Origin of the sequence: Sorangium sp. So ce363 (assembly GCF_051520435.1) — a bacterium.
In the GTDB taxonomy this organism is placed as follows: Bacteria; Myxococcota_A; Polyangia; order Polyangiales; family Polyangiaceae; genus Sorangium; species Sorangium cellulosum_B.
In genome coordinates this window covers 6003025-6024497 of record NZ_CP150333.1, presented here as the reverse complement: position 1 = coordinate 6024497, position 21473 = coordinate 6003025, and the positions used below count along the sequence as shown (strand labels likewise).

General features: G+C 72.5%; 17 protein-coding genes. 11 read left to right on the top strand and 6 right to left on the bottom strand.

What is annotated here, in order from left to right; all coding sequences use genetic code 11:
• The first annotated feature begins 53 nt into the window (after positions 1–53).
• From thiC to bioB, 4 genes are all read left to right on the top strand, one after another.
• Positions 54–1439 (top strand): phosphomethylpyrimidine synthase ThiC, encoded by a 1386-nt coding sequence (gene thiC, locus WMF12_RS22525; RefSeq protein WP_437301596.1) that lies wholly within the window; start codon positions 54–56, stop codon positions 1437–1439.
• A complete protein-coding gene (locus WMF12_RS22520; RefSeq protein WP_437873577.1) occupies positions 1436–2125 on the top strand; it encodes a thiamine biosynthesis protein in 690 nt (229 codons plus the stop codon). The genes thiC and WMF12_RS22520 overlap by 4 nt, the downstream gene beginning before the upstream one ends.
• Before the next feature lie 121 nt (positions 2126–2246).
• Positions 2247–3299, top strand: a complete 1053-nt coding sequence (locus WMF12_RS22515) for a type IV pilus twitching motility protein PilT (protein WP_437747672.1) — start codon at positions 2247–2249, stop codon at positions 3297–3299.
• 134 nt (positions 3300–3433) lie between these two features.
• Positions 3434–4483 (top strand): biotin synthase BioB, encoded by a 1050-nt coding sequence (gene bioB / locus WMF12_RS22510; RefSeq protein WP_437747671.1) that lies wholly within the window; start codon positions 3434–3436, stop codon positions 4481–4483.
• Here bioB and WMF12_RS22505 read toward each other — a convergent pair.
• The 4 genes from WMF12_RS22505 to WMF12_RS22490 all read right to left on the bottom strand — a co-directional run bounded on the left by WMF12_RS22505 (position 4425) and on the right by WMF12_RS22490 (position 9278).
• Positions 4425–6182: a mechanosensitive ion channel family protein gene (locus WMF12_RS22505; RefSeq protein ID WP_437873576.1), complete on the bottom strand. Its 1758-nt coding sequence runs from the start codon at positions 6180–6182 to the stop codon at positions 4425–4427. The two genes, bioB and WMF12_RS22505, sit on opposite strands and share 59 nt — an antisense overlap.
• Before the next feature lie 198 nt (positions 6183–6380).
• Positions 6381–7616 (bottom strand): HRDC domain-containing protein, encoded by a 1236-nt coding sequence (locus WMF12_RS22500; RefSeq protein ID WP_437873575.1) that lies wholly within the window; start codon positions 7614–7616, stop codon positions 6381–6383.
• The gene (locus WMF12_RS22495) at positions 7589–8593 is read right to left on the bottom strand and encodes a matrixin family metalloprotease (RefSeq protein WP_437873574.1); all 1005 of its coding nucleotides are present in this window, start codon (positions 8591–8593) and stop codon (positions 7589–7591) included. Before WMF12_RS22495 ends, WMF12_RS22500 begins: the two co-directional genes overlap by 28 nt.
• Positions 8580–9278, bottom strand: a complete 699-nt coding sequence (locus tag WMF12_RS22490) for a hypothetical protein (protein WP_437873573.1) — start codon at positions 9276–9278, stop codon at positions 8580–8582. Before WMF12_RS22490 ends, WMF12_RS22495 begins: the two co-directional genes overlap by 14 nt.
• Before the next feature lie 123 nt (positions 9279–9401).
• Here WMF12_RS22490 and WMF12_RS22485 point away from each other — a divergent pair, with 123 nt between their 5' ends.
• The 5 genes from WMF12_RS22485 to WMF12_RS22465 all read left to right on the top strand — a co-directional run bounded on the left by WMF12_RS22485 (position 9402) and on the right by WMF12_RS22465 (position 14366).
• Positions 9402–10184 (top strand): thiazole synthase, encoded by a 783-nt coding sequence (locus tag WMF12_RS22485; RefSeq protein ID WP_437747667.1) that lies wholly within the window; start codon positions 9402–9404, stop codon positions 10182–10184.
• 300 nt (positions 10185–10484) lie between these two features.
• Positions 10485–11750 carry a glycosyltransferase gene (locus tag WMF12_RS22480; RefSeq protein ID WP_437873572.1) on the top strand — a complete coding sequence of 422 codons (1266 nt, stop codon included), beginning with the start codon at positions 10485–10487 and terminating at the stop codon, positions 11748–11750.
• Positions 11751–12021: 271 nt separating this feature from the next.
• Positions 12022–13293, top strand: coding sequence for a glycosyltransferase family 4 protein (locus WMF12_RS22475; protein ID WP_437873571.1), 1272 nt, complete (start codon positions 12022–12024; stop codon positions 13291–13293).
• 106 nt (positions 13294–13399) lie between these two features.
• Positions 13400–13717, top strand: a complete 318-nt coding sequence (locus WMF12_RS22470; RefSeq protein ID WP_437873570.1) for a tetratricopeptide repeat protein — start codon at positions 13400–13402, stop codon at positions 13715–13717.
• Between the two features lie 31 nt (positions 13718–13748).
• Positions 13749–14366: a thiamine phosphate synthase gene (locus WMF12_RS22465; protein WP_437873569.1), complete on the top strand. Its 618-nt coding sequence runs from the start codon at positions 13749–13751 to the stop codon at positions 14364–14366.
• A 34-nt stretch (positions 14367–14400) separates the two neighbouring features.
• Here the strand turns inward: WMF12_RS22465 and WMF12_RS22460 are convergent, their stop codons facing one another.
• On the bottom strand, positions 14401–14991 hold the full coding sequence (locus WMF12_RS22460) for a Uma2 family endonuclease (protein WP_437873568.1): 591 nt from the start codon (positions 14989–14991) through the stop codon (positions 14401–14403).
• Positions 14992–15086: 95 nt separating this feature from the next.
• Here WMF12_RS22460 and ileS point away from each other — a divergent pair, with 95 nt between their 5' ends.
• Positions 15087–18950, top strand: a complete 3864-nt coding sequence (gene ileS, locus WMF12_RS22455) for an isoleucine--tRNA ligase (protein WP_437873567.1) — start codon at positions 15087–15089, stop codon at positions 18948–18950.
• Positions 18951–19019: 69 nt separating this feature from the next.
• Here ileS and WMF12_RS22450 read toward each other — a convergent pair whose 3' ends face one another.
• Positions 19020–20105: an aldo/keto reductase gene (locus WMF12_RS22450; RefSeq protein ID WP_437873566.1), complete on the bottom strand. Its 1086-nt coding sequence runs from the start codon at positions 20103–20105 to the stop codon at positions 19020–19022.
• A 141-nt stretch (positions 20106–20246) separates the two neighbouring features.
• Between WMF12_RS22450 and WMF12_RS22445 the strand changes: the two genes are divergently transcribed.
• Positions 20247–21086 (top strand): helix-turn-helix domain-containing protein, encoded by an 840-nt coding sequence (locus WMF12_RS22445; protein WP_437873565.1) that lies wholly within the window; start codon positions 20247–20249, stop codon positions 21084–21086.
• Positions 21087–21473: the final 387 nt, after the last annotated feature.

Here is a 21473-nt window from a genome sequence, read left to right as displayed (position 1 = left end):
GTCGCGCGCGGTCGCGACCTAAACCGCCCACCTCGAAAGCGAGGTCGTCGATGTTGCGGTCCGAATGGGTGAGCAAGCGCGCCGGGAGCCCGAACCAGAGCCAGATGCACTTCGCGAGGAAGGGCGTCGTCACGGAGGAGATGGAGTACGTCGCCCGCCGTGAGAAGCTCGCGCCCGAGCTCATCCGCAGCGAGGTTGCGCGCGGCCGGATGATCATCCCCGCGAACAAGAACCACCTGAACCTCGAGCCGATGTGCATCGGCATCGCGTCGCTCTGCAAGGTGAACGCGAACATCGGCAACAGCCAGACCACGAGCGACGTGAGCGGCGAGCTCGAGAAGCTGCGCTACGCCATCAAGTACGGCGCAGACACCGTGATGGACCTGTCGACCGGGGGCGACATCGACGGCATCCGCCGCGCGATCATCGCGGACTCCCCTGTGCCGATCGGGACGGTGCCGATCTATCAGGCGCTCGAGGCGTGCAAGGGCACCGCCAAGATGACGGCCGCGGACCTCATCGACATGCTCGAGCACCAGGCGAAGCAGGGGGTCGATTACTTCACGATCCACGCGGGCGTGCTGCTCGAGCACCTGCCGCTCGTGAAGGGCCGGATCACCGGCATCGTCTCGCGCGGCGGCTCGATCATGGCGCAGTGGATGATCGAGCACCACAAGCAGAACCCGTTCTACACCCACTGGGACAAGGTGCTCGAGGTCTGCGCCAAGTACGACGTCACGATCTCGGCGGGCGACGGCCTCCGCCCCGGCTGCCTCCACGACGCCAGCGACGCGGCCCAGTTCGCCGAGCTGAAGACGCTCGGCGAGCTCACGAAGCGCGCCTGGGAGAAGGACGTGCAGGTGATGATCGAGGGCCCCGGGCACGTGCCGTTCGATCAGATCGCGATGAACGTGCAGAAGGAGATGGAGCTCTGTCACGAGGCGCCGTTCTACGTGCTCGGCCCGCTCGTCACCGACTTCGCGCCTGGCTATGACCACATCACGAGCTGCATCGGCGCCACGATGGCCGGCTTCGCGGGCGCCGCGATGCTCTGCTACGTGACGCCGAAGGAGCACCTCGGCCTGCCGAACCCCGAGGACGTCAAGCAGGGCCTCATCGCCTACAAGATCGCGGCCCACGCCGCGGACGTGGCGCGGAAGCGCCCGGGCGCGCGGGATCGCGACGACGCGCTGAGCCGCGCCCGCTACGCCTTCGACTGGAAGCAGCAGTTCGCGCTCTCGCTCGATCCGGAGACGGCCCAGGCGATGCACGACGAGACGCTCCCTCAGGAGTACTTCAAGACCTCGGAGTTCTGCTCGATGTGCGGGCCGAAGTTCTGCTCGATGCACATCAACCGGGTGGTCGACGAGTACAACGCGCGGCAAGAGCCCGAGAACGCGCCCACGAAGCGGTCGCTCTCGATCCTCGATCAGCCGTGAGGCAGGGGAGGGGCCGCGAGGGCGTCCGCCGCGCGCGGCGGAGGGCGCTTGTCGCGGCGCGCCTCGCGTTCGTCGCGCTCGTCCTGCTCGCGCCCCTCGGCTGTCGCCGCGAGCAGGGGAGCGCCCCTCGCGCCGCGGTGTCGCCCGCCTCGGCCGCTGCCTCGCCCTCCCTGGCGCCGCGCCCGCCGAGCCCTCGCCTCACCGATCCGCGCTGGCGCCTCGCCGCGGGGGACGACCCGCTGGACTGCGCCCGGCTGGCCGAGGCCGAGGGCGGCTCCGGCCTCCTCGCCGCGCTCGACGACGGCGGCGACATCGCGCTCACGGCCCTGCGCGCGCTGCCGTACGCCGATGACGCCGACCTGGCGCTCGGGCCGCTCGCCGAGCGCGCCCGCGCGGCGTCCGGGCCGTCGCTCCCGCCGCTGCTCGAGGCGCTCCTCGGGATCGCCGGGCGGCCGCCGCGCCCGCGCGAGCCGCTCGACCCGGACGGGGCGCGCGGCGCGGCCGCGGCCCTGGTCGAGCTGGCGGGCCGGCGCGACCTCCCCTCGGACCAGCGCGCGCTCGCCATCTCGGCGGCGCGCGCGCTCGCCGAGCGGGGGCTCGTCGATCCTCTCCGTATTCCGGCAGATCTGGATCCCGAGGGCTCCGTCGCGGGCGCCGCGGGAGGCCCGGCGGCGCCGCGGCCCTGACGTCCCGCGCGGCGGCGCGGGCGCGCGGCCGTCCCGCGCGGCCGCGCCGTTCCAGATGGGCTTTCGGTTCGTGCAGCCGCGCTTTGGGCCGGTCGGGTTCCAATTTGGTACCTTGCCCCCCGTGACGACGCCGTACACCTCCGAGGCCTTCCTCCATCAGCTCCTCGGCAAGGCGCTTGCCGCCCACGCCAGCGACATCCACCTCAAGGTCGGTCAGCCGCCGGGCGCGCGGGTGCGCGGCGACATGGTCTACTTCCGCGTCGACAGGATCCGGCCCGAGGACAGCGAGGCCGCCGCGCGGGTGCTGCTCGCCGGGCGCCCTTCGCGCGAGCTGCTCGCCACGCTCCAGGAGCTCGACGCCGCGTACGTCGTCCCGGGCCTCGGCCGGTTTCGCGTGAACATCTATCGCCAGCGCGGCTCGCTCGCGATCATCCTGCGGAGCATCCCGCTCAAGATCCCGACGTTCGAGGAGCTGGGCGTGCCCTCGGCGGTCCGGGCGATGGTGGAGCACGATCACGGCCTCGTCCTCGTCGCGGGCACGGCCGGCAGCGGCAAGAGCACGACCCTCGCCGCGTTCGTCGGGCACATCAACGCGACCGTGCCGCGCCACATCGTGACCCTGGAGGATCCGATCGAGCACGTGCACGAGGACAACCGCTCCAGCGTGAGCCAGCGCGAGATCGGCGTCGACACGGCGGACTTCCCGACCGCGCTGCGCTCCGCGCTGCGGCAGGACCCGGACGTCGTGCTCATCAGCGCGCTCCGCGACGGCGAGTCGCTGGATCTCGCGCTCCACGCCGCGGAGACCGGGCACCTCGTGCTCGCGGCGGTCAGCTCGGCGGACGTCACGCGCGCGCTCGGGCGGCTGATCGCGCTCGGCAAGAGCCCGAGCGAGGTGCGCGACCGGCTGGCCGACTGTCTCCAGGGCATCGTCGCGCAGCGCCTGCTCCCTCGCCGCGACGGCGCGGGGGAGGTCCTCGCCGCCGAGGTGCTCGTCGGGACGGCCGCGGTGCGCGAGGCGATCCGCCGGCCGGAGGGGAGCCCGTCGCTGCGCGAGCTGATGGAGAAGGGGGTCACGCCGTACGGCATGCAGACCTTCGACGCGCACCTCAGGCAGCTCGTCGCCCAGGGGGCGATCGCCAAGGAGACGGCGAAGGCGGTGACGGCGCTCTAGAGGCGGCAATCGGGTCAAGACCGCCAGAACAGAGCAGAATTTCGAACCGTCGAGGACGCCGAGGACGCCAGGAGCTCCCTTCCCAATCGCGCCTTGCTTGCGGCGGCGCCTCAAGCCCGGCTATGAGCGAGCCCATGCTCGAAGGGATCGAACGAGAAGCGGCGGAGCACAGGAATGGATGCAGCGGCCCGGCCGGGCACGCCCCGTCGGCGGGCGCGCCCCGCCACGACTGGACCGTCCAGCAGGCGGTCGCCCTGCACGACCTCCCGCTCTTCGAGCTGATCGACCGCGCCCGCGCGGTCCACCGCGCGTTCCACGGCGAGCACGAGGTCCAGCTCTGCACCCTGCTCAGCGTCAAGACGGGCGGCTGCCCCGAGGACTGCGCCTACTGCCCGCAGTCGAGCCACTACGAGACCGAGGTCGGGCCGGAGCGCATGCTCGACGTCGGCGCGGTCCTCGCCGCCGCGGAGCGCGCCCGCGACGGCGGCTCGACGCGGTTCTGCATGGGCGCCGCGTGGCGCGAGGTGAAGGACGGCCCCGCCTTCGAGCGCGTCCTCGACATGGTGCGCGGCGTGAAAGCCCTCGGCCTCGAGGCGTGCTGCACGCTCGGCATGCTCACCGACGACCAGGCGCGCCGCCTGAAGGAGGCCGGCCTCGACGCCTACAACCACAACCTCGACACCTCGCGGAAGGCCTACAAATCCATCATCTCGACGCGCACGTACGACGAGCGGCTCGTCACCCTGCGCAACGTCCGGCGGGCGGGCATCACCGTCTGCTCGGGCGGCATCATCGGCATGGGCGAGTCGATCGCCGACCGCTGCGAGATGCTCGTCGAGCTCGCGCGCCTCGACCCCCACCCGGAGAGCGTGCCGATCAACGCCCTCGTGCGCTCGCCGGGGACGCCCCTCGAGAGCCTCCCCCCGGTCGATCCGATCGAGTTCGTCCGGATGATCGCGGTCGCGCGGGTCATGATGCCGCGCGCGATGGTGCGCCTGTCCGCGGGGCGGACGGAGCTCTCGCGCGAGACGCAGCTGCTCTGCATGTACGCGGGGGCGAACTCGATCTTCTACGGAGACAGGCTGCTCACAACGCCGAACCCCGGCCAGGACGAGGACCGCGCCCTCATCGAGAAGGCGGGGCTTCAGCCGATGGCGCCCGCCGCGGCGCGCGCTGCCCGTTAGCCGGACCTCCCGCCGCGGCCCCCTCCGGCTGCGGGAGCTCCCCTCCGCGCGGCGCGACGTGCAGCGTGTGCGTCGGGTACGCGAGCCTCGACCCGGCCATATCGATGATCTGCAGGAAGGTGATCAGCATCGCCTGCCGGACGTCCCGGAACTCCGCGAAGTCGCTCGTCTGGAACCAGGCCATCACCTCGACGTCGAGCGACGAGGGGCCGACGCCGATGAAGCGCACAACGACGTCCTCGGTCCAGATCTTCGGGTGCTCCCGCAGCGCGCGCTCGCACTCTTCCACGATGGCGCGGAGCTGCTCGGGCGACGTGTCGCGATCGAGCCCCAGCACGCAGGCGAGGCGGATCCTGTCGCGCGCCGTGAACGACTCGATCTGGAGATCGGCCAGCTTGCCGTTCGGGATCGTGACGACGGTCCGATCGAGCGTGCGGATCCGCGTCGAGCGGAGCCCGATGCTCTCGACCGTCCCGAGGAGCGCGTCCACCTTCACGAAGTCGCCGACCTGGAACGGCCGGTCGATGCCGATCGCGACCGAGCCGAAGAGGTTCTCCACCGTCTTCTGCGCGGCGAGGGCCAGCGCGACGCCGCCGATGCCGAGGCCGGCGATGAGGCTCGCCACCGGGTAGCCGAGCTCCGAGAGCACGGCGATCACGCCGATGATCACGATCGAGACCTTCGCGATCCGCCCCATGAGCGGCACGAGCGAGCGCGCCGCGGGGTTGTCGCGCGTCGCGGGGGCGGCGAGCAGGCGGCCGCCGACGGCGTCGATCGTGCGCAGGGCGAACCAGAACACGGCGACGAAGACGCCGGCGCGCAGCACCTTGTCGAGGAACTCCTCGGCCGGCAGGTAGAGCCCGAGCCACGGGAGCGCGGCCGTGATCACGAGGAGCGCCGCCGCGAACGTGAACGGACCGCGCGCCCCCCCGAGGAGCACGTCGTCGAGCGTGGACTCCGTCCGCGCGATGACGCGGCGGAGCAGGGCGCGGACGAGGTAGCTCAGCACCGCGCCGACGAGCCAGCCGGCCAGCGCGAGGACCGGCAGCGCGAGCCACTGCCACCAGAGCAGCTCGCGCGGGCCGGGGCGCAGGAGCGCCGGCGGCAGGTGATCGCGGAGCCAGCGATCTTCGAGCCGCGCGTACCACTCGTCGACGCGCTCCACCGTGGCGCGCGAGAAGATCCAGCGCACGCCGTCGGGCGTCGTGCGCCGCACGAGGCGCACCGGCTGGGATCCCGTCCGCGTCGGGATCTTGCCGAGCTGCTCCACGCCGGCCCCGAGGTTGTCCTGCGTGTCCCCCTGCGGCTGCGGCGAGAGCGTCTCCACTTCCAGCCAGAGGTGCCGATCGAGCACCGCCTTGAGCTTCTGCGCGAGCGCCGCGCCGTTCGCCCTCGGCGGCACGTCCAGGTAGCGCGCGGCCTCGGCGTAGTCGCCCGCGCGGCACAGCTCGACGAAGCTGCGCATGGAGGCTCGAGGCGAGTCGGGCGCGACCGGGGTCGCCTCCGGCTCCGGGCCGACCTCGGCGTTCGCCGCGGGCGGCGGCGACGGCGGGGGCGGCGGAGCGGACAGCTCTCCGGCGCTCGCTCCCAGAAGGGCGCACCCGAACACGAGCGCGAAGGCGAGCGGGGCGCGGAGCCACATCGCCGGCGGCCAGAGGCGGAGCCGCCTCGGCGCCTTGGGGTGATCGGTCGAGGGCATGGGCCCTGCTATTCCATCGCCCGGCGGCTCTGTCGACCGGGCGGCGCGCGCGCCACGTGCGCTCGCTCGCAGCGGGCTCCACGTGTCGGAGATCCCGCAGGGGATCGCGGACGCGCGGAACCGACATGCGGAACCGACACGCGGAACCGACACGCGGGACCAACACGCGGGACCAACACGCGGAGCCGACGCGCGGCGCTACCTCGCGGCGGCAGGCGGCTCGCCCGGCTGCGCCGCGGCCACGAGCGCCGCGAGCGCGCGGCCGTAACGCGCGAGCCGTGCCGCGCCGAGCCCCGGGATGCGCGCGATCGCGGCGGCGATCGCCTCGTCTCCGGCGTGGCCCTCCGCCAGCGCGATCTCCGCGACATCCTGCGCGCAGTGACCGGGCAGCACGACCTGCTCGTCCACCTTCCGCGCCTTCGCCTCGGCCCTGCGCCACGCCGCGATCCGGGTCTCCACCGCGCGCCGCGCGGCGAGCTCCTTCCTGGGCGGGCGGGCTTGCTGGAAGAGGGCGCGCTCGTCCTCGGGCACGTCGCCGTCGCTGCGCCCCTGCTCGATGGCGCGGAGCCACGCCGCGACGCACGCGGCCGCCCGGCCCGCCGCGGCCCCGCGGATGGCGCGCACGTCGTCTGCGCTGGCAGGCCTCCGCTGCGCGAGCTCGAGCAGCACGTCGCTGGCGACGATCTTGAAAGAGGGCACGTCGGTCCCCTCGGCGGCGGCCTCGCGCGCCGCCACGAGCCGCCGCAGGATCGCCCGGCCCTGCGGATCGAGCGCCTGGGCCCCCTTGATGCGCGCGTAGGCGGGCCGCGGATCGCGCGGCGGCCCGAGGGCGGTCGCGAGCTTGTAGGTGCACTCCTCCTCGATCTCCTCGTCGATCCCGAGGGCGCGGCTGCGCTCCGCGAGCCGCGCGCGGAGCGGGAGCAGGTGGCGCACGTCGTCGGCCAGGTAGCGCAGCTCGGCGTCCTCGATCGGCCTGCGCCCCCAGTCGTGCTGCTGGAGCTGCTTGTCGACCTTCACGTCGAGCTCCGACAGGAGCAGCGCGGCGAGCCCCGTCGCCGCGCACCCCAGCATGCGCGCGGCGACCGAGGTGTCGTGCGCGCCAGCGAGCGGCGCGCCCGCCTCGGCGAGCATGCGCGCGTCGAAGGTGAGGTCGTGCAGCACCTTGGGCGGGCCCGCGGCCCCGAGGAGCCGCGCGAGCGGCGCGACAGGCACGCGGAGCGCGTCGACGACCCCGACCGCGATGTCGTCCCCCTCGCGGAAGGCGAGCTGGACGGTGCAGAGCCGCGCCCGGTACGCGAACAGCCCGTTGGCCTCCACGTCGACCGCGAGCGCGTCGGCGCGGGCGGCGCGCTCGACCAGACGGGCGAGCTCGCCTTCGCGCTCGACCAGGACGGGAGGGCTCTGGCTCAGCAGGCCTCCTCCCGGCCCGCCCACGCGGCCGCGCCGCGCCGCGCCCGCGCGGCCACGCCGACCAGCGCGAGCGCGGCGAGGACGAGCCCTCCGCCGCGCCCGCGCTGGCCAGCGGTGCCGCGCGGGGCCGCGGCGCAGCCGTCCGACTCCTTCACCTCGGGCTGATCCGCGGCGCACAGGGCAGAGAAGCCGTGGCGCGGCGTGGGGTCGCAGCCCTCGATCGGCTCCCCGGGCGGGTACACCGCGCAGATCCCGTCGTGGTCGTCCGGGGAGAGGTCGCGGAGCGAAGAGGTCCCCGGCCGGTAGTCGGCGAACATGGTCGCGTCGCGCTCGATCGAGTGCGAGAGCCCGAGGAAATGGCCGGCCTCGTGGGTGGCGATGCTCAGGAGGTCGAACGAGACGCTGTCGTCTCCCTGGGAGAGCGCCACGTCGAACGAGTTGACCTCCATGTCCGCGTCGTAGATCTCGCCGGTCTTGAGGTGGTAGGTGACGGTCGTGAGCGCGAGGGTGTTCCCGCCGCCGACGTATGGCCACCCGTCGTCCCGGAACGTGATGATGTTCGCGTTCGCCTTGCGCTTGTTGTACTCGTGCGCGTCGCACGCGACCGGGCCCAGGTAGGTGACCTCCATGCGCGGGGTCTGCCCGTCGCCGCACTCGGCCTCTGTCCACGCGGCGAACGCCTGCTCGAAGATCGCCTCCGCCTCCTGGAGCGACACCTGGGCGGAGGCGTCCTCCTGGAGGGAGTAGCTCACGCACGGCGAAGGCCAGGCGAGCGGGGTGCCGCAGTCGTTGCCCTGCGGCGGCGTGCAGACCGCCGCGGTCTCCGCCTTCCCCGACGCCGTCTTCTCCGGCGGACAGACGCTCGTGCGGCAGAAGGCCAGGGCGTCCCCGGGGTAGGCGAGCGCCGCGGCGACGAGCGCGCTGCAGGCTGCGGCGATGGCGTGGGCGCGCGCGGGGCGGCGCGCGCCAGCGGGGCGCGGCGCGAGGTCACTTCTGCGCATGCTTCGCCTTCCATGCCTGGTTCACCGCGTCGATCGCCGTGTCGAGCGCCGCGCCGATGAGCTGCTCGCGGGCCGAGATCGCGGGGCCCGGCCGCGGCAGGACGGTCCCGCTGTCGGGGCTCGCGGCCAGCCGCCGCACGGCGATGCGCCTCGCGCCGGCCCCGCCTGCGACCCTCGGCTTCTCCTCGCCGTCGACGACGGGGTAGTGGCCCTGGGCCATCCCGGAGACGACCAGGGCCGAGCCCACCTTGGAGACGAAGACCATCGCCTGCGCGCCGACCGCGATCTGCGCGTCGCCCGACACGTGCTGTCCGACGTCCCCGACCACGCCCCCGAGCGTCCTGACCCAGACCTCGCCGTCGGGCTGTCCGGCCACGGTCCGGTCGATCGACAGGCGGGTATAGGTGACGATCCTCCTGGCCCCGCCGAGCTCTTCCCACTGGCTGCGCTGCTCGATCGCGGTCGCGACCACGACGTACGAGGCCGCGGCGACGAGCTCGTCCAGCGAGAGCTGAATGGCCACGGCCGCCTGCGCCGCGCGCGGACCGGACAGGATCGCGCCGGGGCTCGCCGCGGCGCGATCCTGGCTGGCCCGCGCGCGGCTGTCCGCTGTCGGGAGGGGCGTGAGCGTGAGCGCTGGGGGCAACGCGACGAGGAGGGCTATGCCAAAAGCTCGGGGAGACATTGGCGCAAAGATACCATGCTGCCGAGCGAGGCGCGCCGGAAGCGCCGGGTTTCGTCGACGCGCTGGACCCTGTGTCCCGGTCCGACTAGCAGATCGTCTGGGTCGAGACCCGAGGAGCCTGCGATGACGAGCGACGCGTTGACGATCGGCAGATACACGTTCACTTCCCGCCTCTTCGTGGGGACGGGCAAGTACAAGGACCTGGATGAGACCCGTCGCGCGCTCGAAGCGTCCGGCGCGGAGGTCGTCACGGTGGCCCTCCGCCGCGTCAATTTGAAGGAGCGGGGCGAGGGGTCGATGATGTCGCTGCTCCAGCAGGGACGCGTCACGATCCTGCCGAACACGGCCGGTTGCGCCACCGTCGAGGACGCGGTCCGCACCTGCCGGCTCGCGCGCGAGCTCGGTCTGTCCGATCTCGTGAAGCTCGAAGTCATCGGCGACGAACGGACGCTGTTCCCGGACAACGAGGCGACGCTCGAGGCGGCGCGGATCCTGGTGAAGGAGGGCTTCACGGTGCTGCCCTACTGCATGGATGATCCGATCGTCTGTCGTAAGCTGGAAGACATCGGGTGCGCGGCCGTGATGCCCCTGGCGGCACCGATCGGCAGCGGGCTCGGCATCCGCAACCCGTACAACCTGATGATCATCCGAGAGACAGCGAAGGTGCCGGTGATCGTGGACGCGGGAGTCGGGACAGCGAGCGATGCCGCGGTGGCGATGGAGCTCGGGTGTGATGGGGTATTGATGAACACGGCCATCGCGGGCGCGCGGGACCCGATCTTGATGGCGCAGGCGATGAAGGACGCGGTGAGGGCCGGTCGGATGGCGTATCTCGCGGGGCGGATGCCGAAGAAGCTCTATGCGACGGCGTCATCGCCGGAGCAGGGCAAGATCGCCGCGCTGTAGCGCGGCGCTGCGGGTGTGGCCCCGCACCTCGATCTCCGCGCGCTCGCGTTCCCGGCGTATTCCACCGATGCGGAGGCGCTCGCGGGCGCGATGAGGGATGATGAACGAGCAACTCCGACGTCCAGCACGGCGCTGCTGCGACGCCGCCAAGTCAAGCGAACAGCATCCGCATGTCATGATACGCTCACCTACCTGAGCCAAAATGACACGGAACGCTCATCGCACGGTCGACACGCTGTCGTGGCGCGTCACGGCGCTCCGACGACGACCGCGGCGACCTGACGGTCCGCTCAGGAGAATATGAGCAAGCCCAACGTCTGCATGGTCGTGAACAACCTCGAGGTCGGCGGGCTCGAGAAGGTGGTGCTGAGCCTCCTCGATCGCCTCGGCGATCACGGCTTCGACCTCTCGCTGATCTGCCTCGACGGCGAGGGACGGCTGTTCTCGGAGGTCAAGCTCCCCCGCTCGAAGTGCCTCGTGATCACGAAGGACCTCCGGCCGGTGCTGCCGGGCCTCAAGAGCGATCCAGAGGCGCTGCTCTGGATCCGGCGCTTCTTTCACCAGCGCTCGGTCGATATCGTCCACGTCCACAACCGTGCTCCGCTCATCTTCGCTGGCTTCGCGGCGCGCCTGCTCCGGAATCGGCCGCTGGTCGTCTACTCGGAGCACAACCAGATCAACCGGGCGAAGGGCTTCGATCGGCGCAAGTTCGGCTACTACGCCTACCTGGCCGACGAGATGGTCGCCGTGTCGCACGACCTCAGGCGCATCCTTGTCGACGACGTGAAGGTCCGCGCGCCGGTCCGTGTCATCCACAACGGCATCGACGGGACGCGCTTCGCCCGCGCCCGCGAGGGCGGCGCGGGCGCGCGCATCCGCGCGGAGCTCGGCATCGGCGAGCGGGAGTTCGTGTTCGGGTGCGCCGTGGTGCACATCGAGCAGAAGGGGCTCCGTTACCTCCTCGAGGCGGCGCCCGAGGTGCTGCGGCGCGCGCCGGAGGCGCGCTTCGTCATCGCCGGCGACGGCCCGCTCCGGCCGGAGCTGGAGCAGCGAGCCAGGGACGCGGGGCTCGGCGACCGGGTGATCTTCCCCGGGTATCGCTCGGACGTGCCGGAGCTCGTCTCCGCGTTCGACGCCTACGTGCTCCCGTCGCTCTGGGAGGGGCTGCCGCTCGCGCTGCTCGAGGCGCTCGCGCTCGGCAAGCCGATCGTGGCGAGCCGCGTCGGCGGCGTCCCCGAGATCGTCGAGCACGGCGTCGACGGGTTCCTCGTCCCGTCGAAGGACCCTGGCGCGCTGGTCGAGCACCTCTCGCGGGTCGCCCGCGACGGGGAGCTCCGCGAGCGAGCGCGCGCGCGCGGCCCCGCGAAGTTCACCGAGCAGTTCAGCCTGGAAGCGATGGTCGACGCGCACGTGCGCCTGTTCGACGAGCTCATCGCCAGGCGGCGCGGGGGCGACGCCCCGTCCCGGGCGCGCGCGTGGTCGACCCCCGCGGGGGCCTCCGGGCCGGCCGCTGGACGGGACGACGGCAACGGACGGGTTGGTCAGCGGGTCGGTCTGGACGTGTAACGACATACGATACCAGGTGAGACCGAATCGAACCTGACCAGGGCGAATACGATGCTGAGCGAGGCAAAATGGGACATCGAACGATGCTGAGCGAGGCAAAATGGGGCGCTGAGCTAGGCTGAGCGAGATGGGCGAGACTGAGCGTAGATTGGCGGGATTGACGAGACTGAGCGAGACTGGCTAGACCGAATACGAGACCGAGCGCGAACGACGTCCTCTTTCGAGGCGCTCGCCGACTCGGCTCGCTCGAGAGGAGGAGCCCTTGCGGCGGATGCGCGTTTTGCTGATCACGAAGATCTTTCCGAACGCGGTTCACCCGGACGAGGCGCCGTACAATCGGCGGCAGTTCGCCGCGCTGTCGCGCTACTGCGACGTCCGGGTGCTCGCGACGATCCCGTGGTTCCCCGGGATAGAGCGCCTCTCGAAGTGGCCTATCGGCGCCAGTGCGCCGCGCGAGGAGGTCATCGATGGGCTGCCGGTCAGGCACCCGCGGTACCTGTACGTGCCGAGGATCGCGCCTGCCCTGAACGGCCCGCTGTATGCGGCGTCGATGCTCCCGGAGCTCATCGGGCGCGGTCCGTTGCCCGACGTCATCGTCGGGGCTTTCGCCTACCCGGACGGCTTTGCCGCGGTCTGCCTGGGGCGATTGCTCGGGGTGCCGGCCGTGATCAAGACGCACGGCTCGGACATCGACGTGATCCCGCGCGACCGGCGGATGCGGAGGCCGCTCGGCTGGGGGCTCACGCGCGCCGCCCGGGTGGTCACGGTCAGCCGCAAGCTCGCGGACGGGGTCGCTGCGCTCGGCGTGCCGCGCGATCGCATCGACATCGTCATGAACGGCGTCGACGTGAAGACGTTCCAGCCTCGCAACCGCGCCGAGGCGCGCGCCGCGCTCGGCAAGTCGCCGAGCTCGCGGCTGATCGTCTTCGTCGGCCACCTGAGCCGCGACAAGGGCGTGCTCGATCTGATCGAGGCGTTCGAGCGGCTCGCGCCGGTCCACCCGGACATCGAGCTGGCGCTCGTGGGCAGCGGCGCCGAGGAGCAGGCGTGCAGGGCCGCCGCCGCCCGTCTGGGCGGCCGGCTGACGGTGACCGGCTACTTGCCGCACGATCAGGTGTCGCTGTGGCTCGGCGCGTGCGACGCCCTCGCGCTCCCGAGCAAGCACGAGGGGACGCCCAACGTCCTGCTCGAGGCGCTCGCCTCGGGGCGCCGCGTGGTCGCGACGAGCGTGGGGGGCATCCCCGACGTCCTGCGCAGCGCCGAGCTCGGCGAGCTCATCCCGCCGGGGAACCGGGACGTGCTGATGGAGGCGCTGCTCCGCGCCGCCCGGGCCGACTACGACCCGGCGCGGATCGCGGAGCTCGCCGGCAGGCGCGACTGGGATGACAGCGCGCGCGCCCTCCACGAGTCGCTCCTGCGCGCCCGCGGCGAGCCCCTGTCGAGCACCGGCGGTCAGGACGCGGGCGACGCGCCCTTCGGCGCCCCGGCCTCGAAGGGCGGGCTCGAGAACGGCGCCGCCCGGACGGGCGCCTCCCTGAACTAGCCCCGTCACCGGCCGCCCGGCCGAGCGGGCCCGCGCGGCTCGGCCGGAGGAGCGGCGTCGCCGGGGCCGCGGCGTCCTCTTGACGCTCGCGCTCGTTCATCGGCGAATGCCGCTCGTGTTCACCGGCTTCCGCGCGGCCTTCGGCTCGATCGCGATCTTCGCCGCCGTCGCGCAGGCGCCTTACCAGTGCGCGAGCGAGGTCGACCCGGATCGTCGTGTGTACGAGGACCCGAGCGAGGCCCTGTATGCGCTGGCCGAGCGCTTCAAGGCGAGCGGCGATCGCCGCGCCCAGGTCGACACGTTGCGTTTCCTGGTCGAGCGGTATCCTGCCAGCCGGTTCGCCCGGATGGCCTGGCAGGATCTCGAGGCGCTCGGCGAGGCGGGGGCCCCGGCGGAGCGCCCCCCGGGCGACGGAGCGCGATGACGCGCCGCCGCTGGCGCGCTGGAGGACGGCCATGCTCACCCCGAGGTTGACCCTGATCACCCAGGCGGCGGACGTCCCGGAGCCGGTCTTGCTCGCGCGGCTCTCGGCGTTCGGCGCCCTGCCCCCCGAGGCCCGCGCCCGCGTGGCGGTGCAGCTCCGCGATCCCGAGCTCTCCGGCGCGGCGCTCCACGCGCTCGGCAGGCGCCTGCGCGACGCCACCGCCGCGCTCGGCGCCTCGTTCCTCGTCAACGATCGCCTGGATCTCGCGCTCCTCCTCGGCGCGGACGGCGTCCACCTCGGCCGCCGCTCGGTCGCGGTGGCCGACGCGCGCGCCCTGCTCGGGGCGGGCGCCTTCGTCTCCGTCGCGTGCCACGGCGTCGACGACGTTCTCCGGGCGGCCGAGGCCGGCGCGGACGCCGCCGTGCTCTCGCCGATCTTCGCGACGCCCGGCAAGGGTCCGCCGCTCGGCCTCGCGGCCCTGCGCGAGGCGCGGGCCCGCCTGGCCGCGGCCTCGCGCAACGTCGCGGTCCTCGCCCTCGGCGGCATCGACGCGGCCTCGGCGCCGGCCTGCCTCGCGGCGGGCGCGGACGGGGTGGCCGCCATCCGCGCCGACTTCAGCGGCGTGCTGCCGGCGCCACGCGCGGGGTGAGCTGCGGCTCCGCGCCGCCCGGCCCGGCCGGCGATTACCGCGCCCAGAGCGCGCCGAGCGGCAGCTCGACCGCCTCGAACGGCTCGGGCCGCACGATCTCGTCGCCTTCGTAGGTGTCGAGCAAGGACCACCGCCCATCGTCGAGCCGGTAGACCTCGAGCGTCTGCGCGACCGGGTTGAGCAGCCAGGCGTGGCGGACTCCTTCGCGCCGGTAGATCCGCATCTTCTTGCCCCGGTCGACGCGCTCGGTGCGCGGGGAGATCACCTCGCAGACCCAGTCGGGCGCGACGTTGTAATGCGCGGGCGCGTCCTCGGGCCCGAGCGCGTCGGGCATGCGCTCGCGGCGCCAGCCAGCGAGATCGGGCACGACCTTGTCGGGCCGCGGTCCCAGGTGGAGCTCGGGCTCGTCGAGGATCACCCATCCGCCAGGCTCGCCCGGATCGTCATCGAACGGTCCGAGGCGACGGCCTAGCCGCGACGCTGCGCGCGTGTGCGGCCGCGCCGGCCTCGGGAACGTGTGCAGCTCCCCGTCGAGGATCTCCGCGACGACGTCTTCCGGAGCTGCCTGGAACGCGGCCTCCACCTCGGGCGCGTTGCCGGGGAGCAGCGGGTGCTGTGCGCTCATTCCCGGATCCTACACCCATCCCGCCGGCTGCGGCCCCTCCGCCGGCCCAGCGCTTCCCTCGACGCTGGCAATGGGCCTTGCTACTAGGCCGGGCCATGTCCGAAGCGTCCTCGAAGAAACCGACCGACGGCCCGCCCGAGCCCCTGTTCGACAGGGTGGCGACCGAGCTGAACTTCCCCGCCGACGAGGCGAAGATCCTCGCCTTCTGGAAGCAGCGCCGCATCTTCGAGAAGACGCTCCGCGCCGAGACCCGCGCCACCGGCCCCTCGCGGGGCACGTTCGTCTTCTACGAGGGCCCGCCGACCGCCAACGGCATGCCGCACAACGGCCACGTGCTCACGCGCGCCGTGAAGGACATCTTCCCCCGGTACAAGACCATGCGCGGCTACGACGTGCCGCGGAAGGCCGGCTGGGACACGCACGGGCTGCCGGTCGAGGTCGAGGTCGAGAAGGAGCTGCGCATCCACGGCAAGGCCGACATCGAGCGGTACGGCGTCGAGCCGTTCATCTCGCGCTGCGTCGACTCCGTCTTCCGGTACACCGAGGCGTGGGAGAACCTGACCGACAAGATCGGCTTCTGGGTCGACCTCGACAGCGCCTACGTCACCTACCACCGGAGCTACGTCGAGAGCGTCTGGTGGGCGCTCTCCCAGCTGCACCGGAAGGGGCTGCTCTACCGCGGCCACCGCGTCTGCTGGTGGTGGCCCCAGGGCGGGACGGCGCTCAGCGCGGCCGAGGTCGGCTCGAACTACAAGACGGTCGACGACCCCAGCGTGTTCGTCGCGTTCCCGCTCGTCGACGAGCCGGACACCGCGCTCTGCGCCTGGACGACGACCCCGTGGACCTTGCCCTCGAACGGCTACGCCGCGGTCCGGCCCGAGTTCGACTACGTCGTCGTGGACGCGGGCGCGCCCGCGGGGGGCGCGGCGCCCGTGGCCGGCAAGCTCATCGTGGCCGCGGCGCTGCGCGAGGAGCTCGCCAAGAAGTTCAAGCGGGACCTGCCCGTCCTCCGCGAGCTCAAGGGGAGCGAGCTCGTCGGCAAGCGCTACCGCCCGCCGTTCGACGCCTTCGCGAGGTCGCTCGAAGGCGCCTCCCTGCGCAGGAAGGACGGCGAGGCAGAGCCGCTCTACTGGGTCGTCCTCGGCGCGGATTTCGTCACGCTCGACTCCGGCACCGGCGTCGTCCACGTCGCGCCCGCCTTCGGCGAGGACGACTTCAACGCGCACCGGCGGCGGATCGCGGAGCTCGCCGAGCCGGGCGCCGACGTCCCGATGCTCTGCGCGGTGCGGCCGGACGGCACGTTCGAGCCGGGGCTCACGGCGTTCTCGGGCCTCTGGGTGAAGGACGCCGATCCGCTGATCATCAAGGATCTCGCGGCCCGCGGGCTGCTCGTCCACGAGGAAAAGTACCGCCACGACTACCCGTTCTGCTGGCGCGCGGACGACGACCCGCTGATCCAGCTCGCGCGGCCGGCCTGGTACATCAGGACCCGGGACAACATCGACAAGGCGATCGCCAACAACCGCGCGGTCCACTGGCACCCGTCGCACATCCAGGAGGGCCGCTTCGGCGACTTCCTCGCCAACAACGTGGACTGGGCGCTCTCGCGCGAGCGGTACTGGGGGACGCCGCTCAACGTCTGGGTCTGCGCGAACGACGAGGAGCACCAGCTCGCCCCGGCCTCGGTCGCCGAGATCGAGGCGCTGAACCCGCGCGCCTTCGACCACTTCCGCGACGCCAAGAGGGCCGACCCCGGCCTGAACGAGCACCTCATCGTCCACAAGCCGTGGATCGACAAGGTGACGTTCCCGTGTCCGAGCTGCGGCGGCGAGATGCGCCGCGTGACCGAGGTCATCGACGCCTGGTTCGACAGCGGGAGCATGCCGTTCGCGCAGTGGGGCTACCCGCACGCGGAGGGCTCGAAGGAGCTGTTCGATCGCGCGTTCCCGGCGGACTTCATCAGCGAGGCGATCGATCAGACGCGGGGCTGGTTCTACTCGCTGCTGATGGTCTCGACGCTGGTCTTCGACGAGGCGACGCAGGAGAAGCTCGGGCTGTCGCGGGTCCGGAGCTACCCGCACCCGTACCAGACGTGCGTCGTGCTCGGGCACGTCGGCGACCGCGAGGGCAAGAAGGAGAGCAAGTCGAAGGGCAACTACACGCCGCCCGAGGTCATCCTCGAGCGCGTCCGGATGGAGTTCGCGGCGGCCGACGGCGCCGACGCCGGGCTCGGCGCGGCGAAGGACGGCGTCGCGATCATCGCGCGCGAGGACTACGAGGGGCTCGATCTCACGGGCGACTCGGCGAAGGTGCGGGTCTACCGCGCCGATCGCGAGGGCGCGGCGGTGACGCTGGAGCTCAGGCCCACGACGGGCAACAAGCGTCTTCCGCGCCGCATCGTCGCGCTCTCCCGCGGAGACCTAGACCGCCTGGGCGTCTCGCCGGCCGACAAGGCGTTCTCGGTGATGCCCAACGACGTGCCCAGGCTACCGCAGGACCAGCGCGTCTTCATCGAGGACCCGGCGACGCCCGCGCCCGGGGCCGACGCGTTCCGCTGGTTCTTCTACGTGTCCTCCCCGCCGTGGACGAACACGCGCCACTCGCTCACGAACGTGCGCGCGTACCAGAAGGAGTTCGCGGTCAAGCTCCGGAACGTCTACTCGTTCTTCACCATCTACGCGAACATCGACGGCTTCTCGCCCGCGGAGGGGAACCCGGGCGCGACGGACACGTCGCCCGCGGCGCTCGCGGCGAGCGCCGGCTACCGGCCGGCGCGGGAGCGGTCGCTCCTCGACCGGTGGATCCTGTCGGAGCTCGCGCTCTCGACGCGGGAGGTGACGGCGCACCTCGACGAGTACCGGCTGTACGAGGCGGCGCAGCGGCTCGTCGATCTCGTGGACGCGCTCTCGAACTGGTACGTCCGCCGGAGCCGCGCGCGCTTCTGGGCCCCTTCGATCGGAGACGCCCTGGAGATCGCCCCGGGCGCGGTGCGGGCGGCCCAGGACAAGCGCGACGCGTACTTCACGCTGTACGAGGTGCTCGTCGCGCTCGCCAAGCTGAGCGCGCCGTTCACGCCGTTCCTCGCCGAGGCGATGTACCAGAACCTGGTGCGGCGGCCGTGGCCCGCGTCGCAGCCGGAGAGCGTGCACCTCGTGGCGTTCCCCGAGGCGGACGCCGCCGCGGTGGACGAGCCGCTCGCGATCGAGATGCGCGCGGTGCGCGAGCTCGTCTCGCTCGGCCTGCAGGTACGCACGGCGAACAAGCTCAAGGTGCGGCAGCCGCTCTCGCGGGCCGACGTCGTGCTGTCGCAGCAGGGGCTCGCGGCGGCGCTCGCCGAGCACGTGCCGCTCATCGCCGAGGAGCTCAACGTCCACGAGGTGCGCTTCCTGAAGCCCGGCGAGGAGGGGAGCGCGGTCCGCTACGTGCTCAAGCCGAACTTCCGCGCGCTCGGGCCGAAGCTCGGCAAGAAGGTGCAGCTCGCGAAGCAGGTCCTGGCGAAGGCCGACGCGGCGGCGCTCCGCGCGGCGCTCGCGACCGAGGGCAAGATCGCGATCGCGCTCGACGGCGAGCAGGTCGAGCTCGGCCCCGAGGAGATCGACGTCGCGGTCGAGGCGGGCGAGGGCTTCGCGGCGGCCGGGGGCCGCGCGGGGGTCGTCGTGCTGCACACGGCGCTCACGGACGCGCTCCGCGACGAGGGGCTCGGCCGGGAGATCCTCTCGCGGGTCCAGGGGCTGCGCAAGGAGCTCGACCTCGGCTTCACCGAGCGGATCCGGCTCGCGCTCGACGGCGGCGAGCGGGCCCGCAAGGTCGCCGAGGCGGCGCGCGAGATGCTCATGCAGGAGGCGCTCGCCGCCGAGCTCGTGCTGGGCGCGGCGCCCGCGGCGTGGGGGCAGGCCGAGCGGCGCGAGGTCAACGTCGACGGCGAGGCGCTCGCGATAACGCTCGCGCGGACGGCGTGAGGGCGTTGGGGGGGCGCTGCCGCGACGGAGACTCGGACGAGCGCCCCCGCCCGGGCGCTCGGCGCGTGCTCAGTACCGCTCGCTGTCGTTCTTCGGCGCCATCGGCCACGCCGGCGCGCTCTCGCCGTTGATCGTCGTGCCGCCGTTCATGAACGTGCCGGCCACGCGCAGGAAGCCGGCGGGGAAGTCGAGCGTCGGCGCCGACAGCGCGTCGAGCGCGGCCACGTGATCGGGCGCGAGCTTGACCTCCAGGGAGGCGAGGTTGTCGTCGAGCTGCGCCAGCGTGCGCGCGCCGATGATGGTGGACGTGACGCCCGGCCGGGCCACCACCCAGGCGAGCGCCACGCGCGCCGGCGTGGTGTCGAGATCCCTGGCGATCTCGACGAGCTTGTCGACGACGGCGTACGCCTTGTCGGTGAGCGCGGAGAGCACGAACGGGCCGCGATCGGCCCTGTGCTTGCCGGCGTTCTCCCGCGTGTACTTGCCGGTGAGCACGCCGCTCTTGAGCGGCGACCAGGGCGTGACGCCGAGGCCCAGCTCGCGCGCCATGGGGATGAGCTCCCCCTCCACCGTGCGCTCGAGGAGCGAGTGCTCGATCTGCAGCGCGATGAACTGCGCCCACCCGCGGAAGCCCGCCAGGACGTGCGCCTGCGCCACCTTCCACGCCGGCGTGTCGGAGACGCCGACGTAACGGACCTTGCCGGCCGCCACCAGATCGTGGAGCGCTCGCACGGTCTCCTCGATGGGCGTGTTCCTGTCCCAGACGTGCATCCAGTAGAGATCGATGTAGTCGGTCTGCAGGCGGCGCAGCGACTGCTCGCACTGCGCGAAGATGGCCTTCCTCCCGGCGCCGCCGCCGTTGGGGTCGCCGACGTGGAGGTTGGCGGTGAACTTGGTGGCGATCACCGCCCGGTCGCGCTTGCTCGGGTGGCGGCCGAGGTGGTCGCCGATGATCTTCTCGGAGTGGCCCTTGGTGTAGGCGTTGGCGGTGTCGATGAAGTTGCCGCCGCGCTCGATGAAGCGATCGAGGATCGCCTCGGACTCCTTGACGCTGGATCCGAAGCCGTGGTCTTCGCCAAAGGTCATGGCGCCGAGGCACAGGGGGCTGACGCGCAGCCCGGAGCGGCCGAGGGTGACGTAGTGGTCGAGGTTCATCGTGGTCCTCCTGGGGGTTCGGGCTGAAGAGCCCTCGCTGGACCGCACCGTGCGCCCCTGCCGGCGTTCAATCTTGGAGGAAACGGCCGGGACGGGGCCGGGTGGGTTGATGGCGGCCAGCAGCGAGCGCACGATCGCGGCGTGCTGGGATCGATCGAACAGGCCATCGCGCGGCGCGCCCCGCATCCGGAGGCCGGCGCGCCGGCGTCGCGTGTGCTCCGCAATTTCGTCGTCGCCGTCCGCGCCAGCGCGCCGCCGATCACGAACCTCGACCTGCTGCCCGACGGCACGACGTCGCTGGTCTTTCGCCTGCTCGACGCGGACCGCGCCGACCTCGTCGTCCTCGGGCCCAAGACGCGCGCCGTGTACAAGCGCGTGCCGCGCTTCCTGCTCGCGGTGCAGGTGGTCTTTCGACCCGGCGGCGCGTACCCCTTCTTCGGTATGCCGATGGACGAGCTCGCCGATCGCATCGTCCCGGTGCGCGATCTCTGGGGCCAAGGCGCCGACGCCCTGCTCGAGCAGCTGGTGGCGGTCGGGACCGGCGTCACGCGGGACCCCGCGCGAGCTCGCCTGGAGGCGATCGAACGCGCCCTCGAAGGCCGCATGCTCGGTCCCGACGTGTTCGAGCCCGCTTCGGCGGCCGTCGCGCGCGCCGCGCTCCGGAGGCTCTCGCTCGGAGGGATCACCGTGGAAGAGACGGCGAGCGCGCTCCACGTCAGCCCGCGGAACCTGCGGCGCGCCTTCGTGGCGACCGTCGGCGTCTCGCCGAAGCAGTACGCGCGCATCGCCCGCTTCCAGCGCGTCGTCTCGAACGTGCAGGTCGCCCGCGGGTCGTGGTCGGAGATCGCCCTTGCGAGCGGGTACTGCGATCAGCCGCACCTGGTCAGGGAGTTCCGCGAGCTCGCGGGGCTCTCGCCGGTGGCGTTCATGAAGCGACGCTCGACCAGCGAGAGCAGCGGCTCGGGCGGAGGCCGTGGGTGAACGGTCCAAGGGGCTCCAGGGCGCTTGGTGCGACCGCGCGGGTCGCGGGGTTCCGGCGCGATTACGTGCCGGGCCTTACGATCCTGCGGGGGTGACCGCCTCGCATCGCGGGGCAGCGCTCCTTCCGCAAGGATCTTGTTGCGGACATCGCTGGCGAGGCGTTCGATGATCTTCGTCGGGTGGGGCGCATCGGAGACTTTCAGCACGGTACCGAGATCGAGGGCCGCGTATCGCCGGCCCGTGACGGGCGATGGCCTGTCCGGACGGCAGGCTCTCTCCGTGGCGCGAAGGACGTGGCGCTCCAGGGACCTCTCCCACGCCGTCCGGGTGTCCCTGGAGCTCGGCGTGCTGTCCCGGAAGCGCGTTGCGCTGTCCCGGAAGCGCGTT

What these genes read in the sequence shown, in the direction of transcription:
- bioB (WP_437747671.1), top strand. Translation starts at nt 3,434, where the DNA reads ATGCTCGAAGGGATCGAACGAGAAGCGGCGGAGCACAGGAATGGATGC.
- WMF12_RS22460 (WP_437873568.1), bottom strand. Translation starts at nt 14,991, where the DNA reads ATGAGCGCACAGCACCCGCTGCTCCCCGGCAACGCGCCCGAGGTGGAG.
- WMF12_RS22485 (WP_437747667.1), top strand. Translation starts at nt 9,402, where the DNA reads ATGACGAGCGACGCGTTGACGATCGGCAGATACACGTTCACTTCCCGC.
- WMF12_RS22495 (WP_437873574.1), bottom strand. Translation starts at nt 8,593, where the DNA reads ATGCGCAGAAGTGACCTCGCGCCGCGCCCCGCTGGCGCGCGCCGCCCC.
- WMF12_RS22480 (WP_437873572.1), top strand. Translation starts at nt 10,485, where the DNA reads ATGAGCAAGCCCAACGTCTGCATGGTCGTGAACAACCTCGAGGTCGGC.
- ileS (WP_437873567.1), top strand. Translation starts at nt 15,087, where the DNA reads ATGTCCGAAGCGTCCTCGAAGAAACCGACCGACGGCCCGCCCGAGCCC.
- WMF12_RS22470 (WP_437873570.1), top strand. Translation starts at nt 13,400, where the DNA reads ATGCCGCTCGTGTTCACCGGCTTCCGCGCGGCCTTCGGCTCGATCGCG.
- WMF12_RS22505 (WP_437873576.1), bottom strand. Translation starts at nt 6,182, where the DNA reads ATGCCCTCGACCGATCACCCCAAGGCGCCGAGGCGGCTCCGCCTCTGG.
- WMF12_RS22475 (WP_437873571.1), top strand. Translation starts at nt 12,022, where the DNA reads ATGCGCGTTTTGCTGATCACGAAGATCTTTCCGAACGCGGTTCACCCG.
- WMF12_RS22490 (WP_437873573.1), bottom strand. Translation starts at nt 9,278, where the DNA reads ATGTCTCCCCGAGCTTTTGGCATAGCCCTCCTCGTCGCGTTGCCCCCA.
- WMF12_RS22465 (WP_437873569.1), top strand. Translation starts at nt 13,749, where the DNA reads ATGCTCACCCCGAGGTTGACCCTGATCACCCAGGCGGCGGACGTCCCG.
- WMF12_RS22450 (WP_437873566.1), bottom strand. Translation starts at nt 20,105, where the DNA reads ATGAACCTCGACCACTACGTCACCCTCGGCCGCTCCGGGCTGCGCGTC.